Consider the following 13927-nt stretch of genomic DNA (forward strand, 5'->3'; position numbering starts at 1 on the left):
GTGCGCCGCGGCGCACGGAAAGAGAAGGTGGAAACGGAATGTTTCGTGGAGCACGGCGCTCTGATTTGGAGCAAATTTTAGAGATCTATGCTCATGCCCGGAAAGCAATGGCGGATTCGGGCAACCCGACCCAGTGGGGCGACAGCTATCCGCCGCAGGAGATGCTGGAAGAAGACATCGACTCCAACCGGCTGTTCGTCTATACGGTGAACGGCCGTCTCGAGGCGGTGTTTGCCTTCATCCTCGGGCCGGACCCCACCTACGCGAAAATCGAAGACGGCCAGTGGCTCAACGATGAGGTGCCTTACGGTACCATCCACCGGCTGGCCTCGACGGGTGACCGCAGGGGTGTGGCGTCTGAGGTCATCGCATGGTGCCTCGAGCACTGCGAGAGCCTGCGGGCCGACACCCACGCCGACAACAAGATCATGCAGCATCTTCTCGAGAAGAACGGTTTTGCCCGCTGCGGCATCATCCATGTGGAAGACGGCACGCCCCGCGTCGCCTACCAGAAGCTGTCGGCCACCGTACACATGCAGGAAGAATAAGGAGGGACTGGCATGAAGATCACACAGGTAAAGCTGGGCCGCATCTCGACCCCGCTCCGCGTCCCCTTCAAGACAGCGCTGCGCACCGTGAGCAGCGTGGAGGACGTCATCGTTGAGCTGCACACCGACACCGGCGCGGTGGGCTACGGTGAGGCACCTCCCACCGGCGTCATCACCGGCGACACCACCGGTGCCATCATCGGCGCCATCCGCGACCACATCGCCCCGGCCATCCTGGGCCGCGACCTCGACGAGTTCGAGGATCTGACCGCCGCCGTGCAGAAGGCCCTCGTCCACAACACCAGCGCCAAGGCTGCCGTGGATATGGCCCTGTGGGACCTGCTGGGCCAGAAGTACAGCGCCCCGGTCTACCGGATGCTGGGCGGCGCGCGCAGCAATATCGTGACGGACATCACCATCAGCGTCAACCCGCCCGAGGAGATGGCCCGGGACGCCCGCACCGCCATCCAGCGCGGTTATGACTGCCTGAAGGTCAAGGTGGGCATCGACCCGGAGCTGGACGTGGCCCGTCTGGCCGCCGTCCGCGAGGCCGTGGGCAAGGACGTCAAGCTCCGCATCGACGCCAATCAGGCGTGGAATGCAAAGCAGGCTGTCCGCATCCTCGACCAGATGCAGGAGAAGGGCCTGGACATCGAGTTCGTCGAGCAGCCTGTCCCTGCAGCTGACCTCGAGGGGATGCAGTACGTCACCCGCCACGCCAGCGTGCCGGTGCTGGCCGATGAGAGCGTGTTCAGCCCGGCGGACGCCCTGCGCATCATGCAGACCGGCGCAGCCGACTTTGTGAACATCAAGCTGATGAAGTGCGGCGGCATCACCAACGCCCTCCGGATCGCCTCGGCGGCAGAGGTCTACGGCGTGGAGTGCATGATCGGCTGTATGCTGGAAGCCAAGATCTCGGTCAACGCAGCCGTGGAGCTGGCCTGCGCCAAGAAGATCATCACCAAAGTGGACCTGGACGGCCCGGTGCTCTGCAGCGAGGACCACATCCTCGGCGGCGCGGTCTTCAACGAGAAGAATATCACCGTCTCGGATGCACCCGGCATGGGCATCCAGGGTTTCGTCCCCGGCAAAGTGACCTATCTGGACGACTGAAAAATCAGAAAAAATAAATAAGAATGACTACCCCCCGGCAGACAAACTCTGCCGGGGGATTTTTCTGCCCTGAGCGGTAAAATATTTCAACTGTGTATTCTTATGACGCACACATAAGGCGGCGCGGAGGAAGGCCGAAAATGAAAAATCTGCCGAAGCAGCCCGAAAAATTCACTGAAAACCTTTGACTTTTCTTCCGTGTGTGCTATAATAACAACTGTCTTCGGGTAAGAGACAGGAAAAGTGTGCGTCGAGGACGCACAAATACAGAGGAGTGTTTTATATGATGAATGGTGCAAAAGCCATTGCGAAGAAGTACAATGAGATCAGCCTCATCCTTCGCATCGTCGTCGGTCTGGTCATCGGCGCGGTGCTGGCGCTTGCGGTGCCGGGTGCAGGCTGGGTCGGCGAGCTGGGCAGCCTGTTCGTCGGCGCACTGAAGGGCATTGCTCCGGTGCTGGTGTTCGTCATCGTGGCGAGCGCGCTGGCACAGGGCAGCTCCAAGCTGGACCGCCGCTTCGGTACGGTCATCTGGCTGTACATGCTCACCACCTTCCTTGCGGCTGCTATCGCTTCGATCACCAGCTTCATGTTCCCTGTGTCGGTCGTTCTGGCAGACGCTGCCCAGTCGGACGTGGTGCCGCAGGGTCTGGGCGAGGTGCTGAGCACCCTGCTTACCAACTTCGTCGCCAACCCTGTCAGCTCTCTGATGAGCGGCAACTACATCGGCATCCTGTTCTGGGCCTGCATGTTCGGCCTTGCCATGAAGAACATCGGCTCTGACACCACCAAGAAGTTCCTCGCCGACACTGCCGACGCTGTGTCGCAGGTGGTGCGCTGGATCATCAATCTGGCTCCCTTCGGCATCATGGGTCTGGTGTACACCAACGTGGCCGGTAACGGTCTGGCCATCTTTACCCAGTACGGCAAGCTGCTGGCCCTGCTGGTGGGTACCATGCTCTTCATGGCGTTCATCGTTTCGCCCTTTATCATGTTCATCTATCTGCGCTGCAACCCGTATCCGCTGGTGTTCCGCTGCCTGAAGGAGTCCGGCCTGACCGCTTTCTTCACCCGCAGCTCTGCGGCCAACATCCCCGTCAACATGGCCCTGTGCGAGAAGCTGGGCCTCGATAAGGATATGTATTCCGTCTCCATCCCTCTGGGCGCTACCATCAATATGGATGGTGCGGCTATCACCATCACCATCATGACGCTGGCTGCGGCCAACACGCTGGGCATCCCCGTGACCCTGCCTGCTGCCATCGTCCTGAGCGCCATGTCCGCTCTGGGTGCCTGCGGCGCTTCCGGCGTGGCCGGCGGCTCTCTGCTGCTCATCCCCATGGCCTGCTCCCTGTTTGGCATCTCCAACGATGTGGCCATGCAGATGGTCGGTGTCGGCTTCATCATCGGCGTGATCCAGGACTCTGTGGAGACTGCGCTGAACTCCGCCGGCGACGTGGAGTTCGCCGCTACCGCCGAGTATCATCAGTGGCTCAAGCAGGGCAAGCCCCTGCCGGACTTCCTGAAGTAATTGCCTTCCTTCTTTCTTCGTGTATGTTCATAACGCAGAGCGAAAGCCCTGAAAAAAGACCAGCATTGCATCCGCAACGCTGGTCTTTTTTGCGTGTGTAAGGGATCAGAAGAAGAACCCGAAAATCAGGCGAAGCTTAGAACGGGAAAAGGTCCTTGACCTTGTTCCATACCGCTTTCAGGCCGGAGCCGGAAGCGGAGAAAACGCCGTTGGTCGTCAGCTGGATATCGCTGAAGGTGACATTTGCATTGCGTGCCACATAGAAGCCGACATAGATGTAATCGGAATCAATGGCGGTCAGTGCGTAGTCGAAGCCTGTGGAAGCCGTCTCGTTGTCGCCGTAGATCAGAGTGAAACCGTCTGCCGTGCCGATGAGCTTCAGGTCAACGGTGTCGCCTGCACCGTACTTGACAGTCGCAGCCGGGCCGTCGTACAACTCACCGCTCTTGCGGCCGAAGCAGTTGATCGCACCCTGATTCCGGGTGCCGACGGCGACATAATCGCCGATGGGGTCGGAGATGCTGGTATCAACATACATCTCATCACGGGCCATCAGGCCGAAGGAGACCTGATTGTTTTTTGCCAGTGAGTTGACGGTGGCCTTTGCGGTCAGAGTGAAGTTGGTGCCTGCAGGCAGCTTGACGTAGTACATCATCAGGCCGTCCACCGTGGACGCGATCTTACCGCGGTTGTTGGTGACGCCGAGGGTGATGTTTTGGCCGTCAACTGTTGCGGTGAAATCGCCGCCGGAGATTTTATCATTGCCGCCGACATTGCCGAAGACGGAACCATTCCAGACGGTGCCGTTGGCGTCGGTAAAGGCCGGCCAGAGCGTGCTGTTCTCGGTGGGAGAGACATAGCTGGAAGGAACGTAATCCGGGTTTGCGGCATCGCCGTAGAACTGCTTGTAGGTGGGCTTTTCCTTGTGTTTGCTGTACGCGCCCAGCGGCGTGTCGATGGTGAGCTGGTCGATGAGCCATGCGTTCAGCTTTGCACCATAGCTGTTGGTGTGGGTCAAGTCAAGACCGGTGGGAACCAGATTGCCCTTTTTGCCTTCTTTTGCGCCGGTAAAGCTGTGGGTGTACTGAGCCTTTTTGCCCATCGTGATGTTCTCGTTGATGGTGGCATCGGTCAGATCCACGCAGATGAGGTGCAGCTCGCTGCACATATCACGGATGGCCTGTGCGTAATAGCCGCCCTCATAGACGGTGTCGCCAATGGTGACGGTCTGGGTCTTGTGGCCGGAAGCACTGTCGTAGCTGGCCTTGGTGTTCTCGTTCGTCAGGCGCGCAATAGGCGTGCAGACGACCGGGATGACACCGCGCTCCAGAGCAGGCTGGATGTAGTTGACATAGAGGCTGTTGGCAAAGGAGCCTTCGGTTTTGTAGTCGCCGTTGGGGTTGGTGTAACGGGCAGGCTCGGTCTTCTCGTCATTGTGGCCGAAGCCGATGATGAGGAACTTGTCGCCGGAAGCGTCGCCCAGAGCCGGAACGGTATCGGAACCGTTCATCAGGGTATTGTAGCTGCTCATGCCGGTAAAGTCCTTGCTGGACGCACCGGAGACAGCCAGATTGTAGACATCTGCGTTGAAGTAGTTCGCAATCTCCTCACCGTAGCCTTCACGCGGCAGATAATAGCTGTCGTCGAAAGCGGAAACGGTGGAGTCGCCGACGACCCAGATGGTCGCCTTGGCCGCCTCGGGCTGACCCCATGCGGAACCGCGTGCGCCTGCATCGGTGGCGGCCAGACCCTCAGCGGTCAGCAGGAGCAGGCCGTGCATATTGATGCTGCCGTCTGCGTTCCGGGTCGGAGCAACGGAGGTGTCGAGGCTCTCAAACCAGCTCTCCTTCACCGTGACGGTGTTGGTGGATTTGTTGTGGCTGGTCTGGGTTTCGGAATCCCAGTAGAAGTTGTTCGGGCCGTAGACAGCGGTGCTGCTCTGGCTCTGGAGGGCCAGCTGCTCCTTGCCGTCGGTACCCTTGCGGAAGGAGATGACACCGTCGGCGGCATAGTCGGTCACAGCGGACTTGTTGCCGGTGTAGAGCGCGACGTTATAGCCCTCGTTGTTGTAGGAAGTGGAGCTGTAGACCTTGACGTCCGGGCAGGAGTTGGAGTCGATGCCCTTGGCGGCGTTGTCGTAGGAGATGGAGTTGAGGAGCTTGTGGTTGCCGGGCAGATTGGTGCCGCCCATCTTGAAGCCGTTGCCGTTGCCTGCCGCGATGGTGACAGCAACATTGCTGAAGCTCAGGTTGCCGTCGTCGTCACAGGTGACGGTCGGGAACTGGAGCGACTGCTTCTTGACCGGCTCTGCAGCCAGCATCAGATAACCGTTCTTGTAGGCGACGCAGTTCTGGATGGTGACCGCGCCGATGGAACCGGTTGCAGCCTTTGCGAAGAGATCCCAGCCGTCATCGGCGTTGTAAGCAGCGATGCAGCCGTCGAAGACGTTGCCCTCGCCGGTGGTCAGTTTGGCGGCAAAGCCGTCGGCGTCTTCCATCGCGCGGTCTGCGTTGTTCATGGAGGTGCAGTTCTTGATGGTGTTGTGGCTGGGCCACAGAGCCTTGTTATCAGTGGACAGGCCGGAGACCTGCAGGCCGGTGTTGCCGTTGTTGTAGAAATTCATCTGCTCGAGGACGCAGTAGCTGCCAGCCAGCTGCATACCCTTCGCGCCGTCTGCGGTGTTGGTGATGTTGATCTTGCTGATGTTCCAGTAATTGCCCCAGACACTGAAACCAGTGCCGACGCCGCCGAAGTCCAGCGTTGCGTACTTGCCGTCAGCAGTCGTCATGGTTATGGGAGCTTCTGCGGTGCCGTCGCGGCCGCGCTCGACTTTCAGCTCACCGGTCAGATGGTAGGTGCCGCTTTCCAGCTGGATGGTCTGGCCTGCTGCGGCGTAGTTCAGCGCGGTCTGAATGTCAACTGCGTCTTCCGCACGGGTGCCATTGTTAGCTGCGCTGCCGTCCGGGGTGACGACGATGATGCCGTTCGCGCCCAGAGTACGGAGCGAAACCTTCTTCTCGATAGCAGCGGAATCGTAGCTGCTCAGCTTTTCGTACGCGCTGATGGCGTAGTTTTTGTCCGGGGTGAACTTGACCTTAAAGGTGGTATCGCCGGTCACGGCGTAGCTCTTGGAGAAGGGCTCACCTGCCTTGATGTCCACATTTTTGTCCACGACCACACCGTTTGCGGAGACGGTCGCTTTGCCGTCGGCGTTGGCCTTGAACACCAGTTCATAGCTGTCACCGGTGCAGGTGGCAGGGCTGGTGATCTGGTAAACGGGGGCAACATAGCTGGTAGGCTGGAGCGTCCACTCGGAAGCGTTCCACGTGCTCGTGGTGTAGGTGATGTTGGAGAAGGTCACGTTCATGCCGCGCGCCGCCGCAAAGCCCAGATAAGCTTTGTTGGCTTCCTGCACGGTCATGGGGTCGTCCAGCTCTGCGTACTTGGAGACGCTGGAAGCGGTGCTGTCCTTCGCCGAGATGTACAAGGTCGAAGAGCCGACGACGTCGCCGGTCGAGCCGTCGGCGTTGATGGCGTACTGGGTGGCGACGTAGCTGTTGCTGGTCTTGGCAAGGCTCACACGGTAGGTGTCGCCCTGCTTGATGGCCTGCGAGCTGAACGCCGCACGATTCGACTTGACGTCGTTGGAAGCAGCCGTCTCGTTGGAGATGATGCCGGTGTAGCTGCGGACGCCCACAGCGTCTTTGATCTCAACACCGTCCAGAGGGAGCTTGGTGCCGACGACAGAAATTTGATTCGAGAAATAGCTGCCGGAGCCGCTGATGCTGTCGCGCACCATGAGGGCAAATCCCTCCTGACCGTCCGGAGCCGGGTTCACATAATCGATGGTGACATCGGCCTGCAGATAGAAGTTCTGGGTGGTCGGGTCGATGGTGGTGTAGTAGAAGGACAGGCCGTCTGCCGGGGAGTCCGCGACGAACTTGCCGCCCTTCTTGTCGATGGTGCCATCATCTTTGATGGTGCAGGAGTTGAGGGTGACCTTGCCGTTGATGTCCGCGCCATCTGCGATGGTGTTGACTCCTGCTGCAGTGGAGGTGCCGAAGGCTTTGAACTGCCAGTCGCCCGATGCGGAGGAAGACCCCTCCGCAAACGCGGCCAGCGGTGTCATGCCCAGAAGCATCGCGCCTGCCAGCAGTCCGGCCACGGTGCGCCGGATGCTTTGCTTTGCGTTTCTCATAGAAACTCTCCTTTTCCTGCCGCCCTGCCGGAAAGCGCAATCTCCCCGTTGCGGTTGCGACACAATGTTGTATTCTAGTTTACATGATTCCTGCAACTTTACAAGATTTAATTGAAGATCGCGGGCAATTTCGGCGTTTGAAATAAACTTTTTAGGATTTTTTTGGAAGAAACGCCGAAATACGTCAGGGAGAAAGCAAACGAAAAACCTCTCCGTCATGGCTTCGCAATGCCACCTCTCCTACGGAGGAGAGGCTTTGACAGAGAGAAAAACTTTCTCTTTTTGCCAGAGGCTCCCCCTATCAGGGGAACTGGCGAGCGTAAGCTCGACTGAGAGGCTTGATGACAGCAATTCAACTTTTTAATGCAACAGCAACAGCGTTGAATTGCATATCGAAAAGATGTTGTTTGGATGCTGCACCAATTTCTTGACTTGCGATAAAGGCAGCGAGAACCTGTTACTCCAGCACCTTGGCTTTCTGCAGAGCGGTGATGATGAGGGGGATGAGCACCAGCTGTGCGATGATGCCCGGCACAGCGGTGAAGAGCGCGCCGGACAGGAAGGCCGAGAACGGGAAGCTCGAGCCGGACAGGCCCGCCAGCACGAAGCGGACCGCGCCCCAGACGAGGCGGCCGGCCACCATGGCCGCCGCGAGGGTGGCGTAGGTCATGGGCAGGGTGTGCTTCACCCGGTGGTAGAGCCAGCCGGACACGGCACCGTAAGCTGCCAGCTCAAAAGCCATCGAAATGGCGATGGGGAACATCGGGGGCATCCCGAAGAGCACCGAGCGGAGCAGCGGGGCCGCGAAGCCCACAGCCAGACCCCACGGCCCGCCCAGCACGAAGCCGCAGAGCAGGATGGGGAAATGCATCGGGCAGAGCATATTGCCTACCTGCGGCAGATGGCCCGTCACCATGGGCAGCACGAAGGCCAGCGCCAGAAAGAGCGCGGCCAGCACGACATTGCGGGCCGGAGAAGCGTTTTTGGTTTTCATCTGTTTCCTCCTGTGACTGCGCCGCAGAAAAACAAAAAAGAGGCCTGCCAGTCGGCTTGCAAGCCAACGGCAGACCCCTTCATGGCGTCTGTTTCAAAAATGCGGCGGCTGAAAATAGCGTAAGGCGGGCTTCGGCCCGCAGGCCCGGCTTCCTGCCGGAAATCGTGAAAATTATAGCAGAGTGCCGCAGGATTTGTCAAGACCGCCCCCGGACAGGCTGCAAATTGACCAAAAAAGAAGGCGTTTGGAGCAGTTTTTGACCGCCTGTGTACATTTTGCTGAAAGAAGCTTGACCTTTTTGCACAGAATAGATAATATAAACTTGAATTATAGCGCAATGGGGCGGCGGGAGCTGTGCCTTGCGCGGCTGTATACTTGCAACTTCTGAGGTTCATACGGGAGGACCATCATGACAAATGCAGAAAAGCTTACCCTTGCCAAGCACGCCTGTCACATCCGCATGGGCGTGATCGAGGGAACTCACAGCGCCAAGTGCGGCCATCCGGGCGGCAGTCTGGACATCGCCGAGGTGCTGTCTTATCTCTACTTCGTGGATATGAATATCGACCCCAAGGAGCCGAAAAAACCGGACCGCGACCGCTTCGTGCTGTCCAAGGGCCATGCAGCTCCGGCACTTTACGCCACGCTGGCCGAGCGCGGGTTCTTCCCGGTGGAAGACCTCAAGACCCTGCGCAAGATCGGCAGCTACCTGCAGGGCCACCCCAACATGAATGAGACTCCGGGCGTGGATATGTCCACCGGCAGTCTGGGTCAGGGCGTGTCTGCCGCCTGCGGCATGGCTCTGGGCGCAAAGCACAGCGGCAAGCCCATCAATGTCTACACCATCCTCGGTGACGGTGAGGTGGAAGAGGGCGAGTGCTGGGAGGCTTTCATGTTTGCCGCCCACTATAAGCTCTCCAACCTCTGCGTCATGCTGGACCGCAACCACCTCCAGATCGACGGCACCACCGAGACGGTCATGAATAGCGCCCCGCTGGAAGAAAAGCTCAAGGCGTTCAACTTCAACGTCCTGACCATCAACGGCCACGACTACGACCAGATCGAGTCTGCCATCAAGGCGTTCCACGCCGAGAACGACAAGCCCACCTGCATCATTCTGGACACCGTCAAGGGTACTGGCGTCTCCTTTATGACCAACTCTGTGGATTGGCACGGCAAAGGCCCCAACGACGAGGAGTACGCTGTGGCCATGCAGGAGCTGAACGCAGCCTACGCCGCGCTGGAACAGGAGGACAAGTAAGATGGCAGATGTGAAAATGATCGCTACCCGCGAGAGCTACGGCAATACTCTGAAAGCACTGGCCGCTGAGGGCCACGACGACCTGGTGGTCCTGGACGCCGACCTCGCTGCCGCTACCAAGACCGGTATGTTTCGCAAGGCTCACCCGGACCGCCACTTTGACTGCGGCATCGCCGAGGCCAACATGATGGGCGTCGCCGCCGGCCTGTCCACCATGGGCTATGTTCCCTTTGTGTCCAGCTTTGCAATGTTCGCTGCGGGCCGTGCCTTTGAGCAGATCCGCAACTCCGTGGCCTACCCCCACCTGAACGTGAAGATCGGCGCTACCCACGGCGGTATTTCCGTCGGTGAGGACGGCGCTTCTCACCAGTGCTGCGAGGACTTCGCCCTCATGCGCAGCCTGCCCGGCATGACCATCATCTGCCCCGCCGACGACGTGGAAGCACGCGCTGCTGTCCGCGCCGCCTACGAGATGCAGGGCCCTGTCTACCTTCGCTTTGGCCGTCTGGCTGTTCCCGTGTTCCACGACGAGGCCAACTATCACTTCGAGATCGGCAAGGGCGAGCAGCTCACCGAGGGCAATGATATTGCCATCGTGGCCACCGGCCTGATGGTCAACGAGGCCCGCAAGGCCGCCGAGACCCTGGCCGCCGAGGGCATCCACGCCCGCGTCATCAACATCCATACCATCAAGCCTCTGGATGAGGACATCATCCTCAAGGCTGCCAGGGAGTGCGGCAAGATCGTCACCGCCGAGGAGCACAACGTCATCGGCGGTCTGGGCGAGGCTGTCTGCTCCCTGCTCAGCGAGAAGCTGCCCACCCCTGTCCGCCGCGTCGGCGTGCAGGACAAGTTCGGCTGCTCCGGCCCCGCATGGGACCTGCTGAAGGAGTATGGTCTGGACGCTGCCACCATCTGCAAGACCGCAAAGGAAATGCTGGGCAAGTAAGCTCTTTCTCTGAAATAACGAACGCCGCTGTGCATTGCACGGCGGCGTTTTTGCATCTCACAGAGCGTTTATCAGCTTTTCCCTCTCGGCGTACACCTCGGCGAAGACTTTGCGCAGGGTGCATATCTCGGGGCGGGGGTCATCCCGCAGGGTCAGCAGGCGGGTGTCCGGGATGGACAGATGCAGCGGGATGTGCCACCCGGCAGGGAAAGCCGGGTATATCATCGGGCAGAGGAACATCCCCCGCCCGGCCAGAAGCTCGGCGTAGACCGACTCGTAGTTTTCCACCATCCGCCAGACCGGTGTGGAATAGGGCATCCCCGGCTGCTTCTGGGCGAAATCCACCATATCCTGATAGAGGGGCTCGTAAAATATCTGCTGTCCGGCAAGGTCAGAAAGCTCGACGCTGCTTTGGCCGGAGAATGGGTGCTCCGGCGCGGCGATGAGGTAAAACCGGTTGCCGATGATGGTCTCACAGCGTATCTCTGGCGGCAGCGGGCCGAAGGGAAGGTAGAGCGCCGCGTCTGCCTCGGTGCAGAGCATGTGGTGGTAGCTGGAGGGGACAGGCGTGGTGTCTACTTTGAACTCATAGCCCGGCAGTGCGGCGTGGAGCCTCGCCATCAGGATGGGGTAGATGGGGTCCCGCTGCAAAAGCACCGGCGGCAGGCGGAAAGTCAGGGTGTGGTGGGTGCCGAAGCCTTTCAGCGCCGTGCGGGCGTTGAGGATGCCGCGGTAGAGGTCTTCCGCATGGGGCAGCAGGGCGCGGCCTGCCTCGGTGAGGGCCACCTGCGTCGTCGTGCGGCGGAACAGTGCGGCGTCCAGCTCCTTTTCGAGGCTGCGTATCTGGTAGCTCAGGGCGGGCTGGGTGCAGTAGAGTTCCCGCGCGGCGGCGGAGAAATTCAGCGTCCGGCTCACGGTGAGAAAGCAGAGAAGCTGGTGCTCGTTCATGACAAAAAACTCCTTTCCGGCGGCAGGACATCCGTACAGCCTCAGTATAGCAGGAAATAGGACACTTATAAAGTTTTTTTATCAGAATGCTTAAGATTTTTTAATTCCCTTTTACTTCGTTATATTTTATACTATCTCTCGGAAGAACGATTTTCTACCTGAAAACGTCGAAAGAAGAAAGAGTAAGGAGCATTCCAGATGAAAAAGATCTCTCGTAAAGGCTTCCTGAAGGTTGCCGCCGCTGCCGCCATGAGCGGCGTCACCGCCAGCGCACTGGCCGCCTGCAACGCAGGCCCTTCCAGCAGCACTGCCGCCTCTACCGGCGAGGCCATCTACACCCCCGGCACTTACACCGGCACCGCCACCGGCATCGGTGAGGTGAAGGTCACCATGACCTTCAGCGAGACCGCCATCACCGACGTGGTCATTGACGCCTCCAACGAGACCGAGAGCATCGGCGGCGTGGCAGCCCCCACCCTGAAGGACGCCCTGATGGCTGCTCAGAGCACCGAGATCGACAACATCTCCGGCGCTACCATCACCACCAACGCCGTCAAGAAGGCCGCCGCAAGCTGCATCGAGCAGGCAATGGGCGTCCACACCGCAGGCGGCGACACCGCTGCATCTTCCTCCGATGAGGACTGGCTGGGTACCGAGCCGGAGATCGACGAGAGCAAGGTCGCCAAGACCGTTGACGTGGATGTAGCAGTCGTGGGCTGCGGCATCGCAGGCGTTGCCGCTTGCCGCAGCGTCGCTGAGGACGGCGGTCTGGTGGCTGCTTTCGAGAAGGCCGACGGCCCCCAGTGCCGCAGCGGCGAGTACGCCGTCATCAACGGCAAGGTGCAGGCCAAGTGGGGCCGCAACACCTGGACCCGTGAGCAGATCGACGACATCATCGACTCCCACATGGTGGAGAGCACCTACCGCTGCAAGCGCAGCATCATGAGCAAGTGGGCCCACAACATCGGCGAGACCTTCGACTGGTGGGTGGAGGCAAACCCCGACCTGTACTACGCCGAGACCACCCGCAGCGCTATTCCCGACGAGAGCGCGGACAATTTCATTATCCCCATCTTCTACCCGCTGCCCGAGCACTACGACTGGAAGCAGGAGCGCTTCCCCTGCTACCCCACTTCCGTTGAGTTCAAGCCCGACCAGCACGTCACCGTCGAGGCCAATATGCAGAAAGCCATCGACACCGGCAATGTCCAGACCTTCTACGGCTGCTTCGTTGAAAAGCTCATCATGGAGAATGGCCGCTGCGTGGGCCTCTATGCCCGCGATGCCGCTACCGGCGAGTACATCAAGTGCAACGCCTCCAAGGGCGTCATCCTCTCCACTGGCGACTACTCCCAGAACACCAAGATGCTCAAGCACTTCTGCCCCGAGGTCATTGAGAACAACATCCAGTGCCTGTTCACCAATGTGGATGTGGAGGGCAACTTCACCAACCAGGGCGACGGCATCCAGCTGGGTATGTGGGCCGGCGCTCAGGTGCAGCAGAGCCACGCCCCGATGATCCACCACATGGGCGGCGGCGCCGACCTCGCCGGCGTAGGCGTCATGGGCAATGCAGGCTTCCTGAACCTCGACCTCAACGGCAAGCGCTTCATGAACGAGGACCTGCCCGGCCAGCAGCTGGAAAACCAGATCGAGCTGCAGAAGAACCGCGAGAGCTGGCAGATCTTCGACTCCAACTGGCCTGAGCAGCTGCCCTATATGCCCGCAGCCCACGGCGGTGCCTGCTACTATGAGGACTACGCCAGCGAGGACGAAGGCCCCAAGAACAACACCACCTACCGTAACTACAAGAGCCCCTATCAGCTAGAAGCTGCTGTGGCCGATGGCCGCGCTGTGAAGGCCGACACGCTGGAAGAGCTGGTGGCAAAGATCTACCCGGACGATACTGCCGCCCAGCAGACCGCTCTGGACTCCATCCAGCGCTACAACGAGCTGGCCAAGGCCGGTTACGATGAGGACTTCCACAAGCCCGCTTCCCGTATGTGGGCAGTCGAGAACGGCCCCTTCTACGCCGACAAGTTCACCACTGCTCTGCTGCTGGTCTGCATCGGAGGCCTCGAGAGCGACGAGGACTGCCACACCTTCGACGCCGACCGCAATGTCATCCCCGGCCTGTACGTCGCCGGCAACATCCAGGGCAACCGCTTTGCCACCGAGTACCCCATCGGCCTGAAGGGCGTCAGCCACTCCATGGCTATGTACTACGGCTACGTCGCCGGCAAGAACGCCCTGAAGGACATCTGAGCCTGAAATCGCAAAATAATTTCCAGAGCCCGGAGCAGAAAGTGTCTGCCCCGGGCTTTTTATGTGACTTGCTCACGGAAAAACGCCGGAGTTTGGGGTATACTGTCCCTGTCAGATGAA

At 59.7% G+C, this 13927-nt stretch carries 9 protein-coding genes; 6 read left to right on the forward strand and 3 right to left on the reverse strand.

Going from position 1 to position 13927, the window contains the following annotated elements; all coding sequences use genetic code 11:
* Window positions 1-38: 38 nt before the first annotated feature.
* The 3 genes from AAAU26_RS00580 to sstT all read left to right on the forward strand — a co-directional run bounded on the left by AAAU26_RS00580 (window position 39) and on the right by sstT (window position 3192).
* Window positions 39-548, forward strand: coding sequence for a GNAT family N-acetyltransferase (locus tag AAAU26_RS00580; protein ID WP_217210865.1), 510 nt, complete (start codon window positions 39-41; stop codon window positions 546-548).
* Window positions 549-560: 12 nt separating this feature from the next.
* Entirely contained in the window at window positions 561-1661 is a 1101-nt protein-coding gene (locus AAAU26_RS00585) for a dipeptide epimerase (RefSeq protein WP_227619432.1), read from the forward strand.
* Window positions 1662-1944: 283 nt separating this feature from the next.
* A complete protein-coding gene (gene sstT / locus AAAU26_RS00590; protein WP_431834265.1) occupies window positions 1945-3192 on the forward strand; it encodes a serine/threonine transporter SstT in 1248 nt (415 codons plus the stop codon).
* 136 nt (window positions 3193-3328) lie between these two features.
* Here the strand turns inward: sstT and AAAU26_RS00595 are convergent, their stop codons facing one another.
* Both AAAU26_RS00595 and AAAU26_RS00600 read right to left on the reverse strand, forming a co-directional pair.
* Window positions 3329-7390, reverse strand: a complete 4062-nt coding sequence (locus AAAU26_RS00595) for a right-handed parallel beta-helix repeat-containing protein (RefSeq protein WP_227619433.1) — start codon at window positions 7388-7390, stop codon at window positions 3329-3331.
* A 457-nt stretch (window positions 7391-7847) separates the two neighbouring features.
* Window positions 7848-8384, reverse strand: coding sequence for an ECF transporter S component (locus tag AAAU26_RS00600; RefSeq protein WP_227619434.1), 537 nt, complete (start codon window positions 8382-8384; stop codon window positions 7848-7850).
* Between the two features lie 409 nt (window positions 8385-8793).
* Between AAAU26_RS00600 and AAAU26_RS00605 the strand changes: the two genes are divergently transcribed.
* A complete protein-coding gene (locus tag AAAU26_RS00605) occupies window positions 8794-9645 on the forward strand; it encodes a transketolase (protein ID WP_158395802.1) in 852 nt (283 codons plus the stop codon).
* A gap of 1 nt (window position 9646) precedes the next feature.
* Complete coding sequence (locus tag AAAU26_RS00610; protein WP_217210870.1) at window positions 9647-10594, forward strand: transketolase family protein; 948 nt, start codon at window positions 9647-9649, stop codon at window positions 10592-10594.
* A 57-nt stretch (window positions 10595-10651) separates the two neighbouring features.
* Here the strand turns inward: AAAU26_RS00610 and AAAU26_RS00615 are convergent, their stop codons facing one another.
* Window positions 10652-11542 (reverse strand): LysR family transcriptional regulator, encoded by an 891-nt coding sequence (locus AAAU26_RS00615; RefSeq protein WP_227619435.1) that lies wholly within the window; start codon window positions 11540-11542, stop codon window positions 10652-10654.
* A 198-nt stretch (window positions 11543-11740) separates the two neighbouring features.
* Here AAAU26_RS00615 and AAAU26_RS00620 point away from each other — a divergent pair, with 198 nt between their 5' ends.
* Complete coding sequence (locus AAAU26_RS00620) at window positions 11741-13807, forward strand: FAD-binding protein (protein WP_265104265.1); 2067 nt, start codon at window positions 11741-11743, stop codon at window positions 13805-13807.
* The last annotated feature ends 120 nt before the right edge of the window (window positions 13808-13927 follow it).

The sequence above is a fragment of the Faecalibacterium longum genome, assembly GCF_040094125.1.
In the GTDB taxonomy this organism is placed as follows: Bacteria; Bacillota; Clostridia; order Oscillospirales; family Ruminococcaceae; genus Faecalibacterium; species Faecalibacterium longum.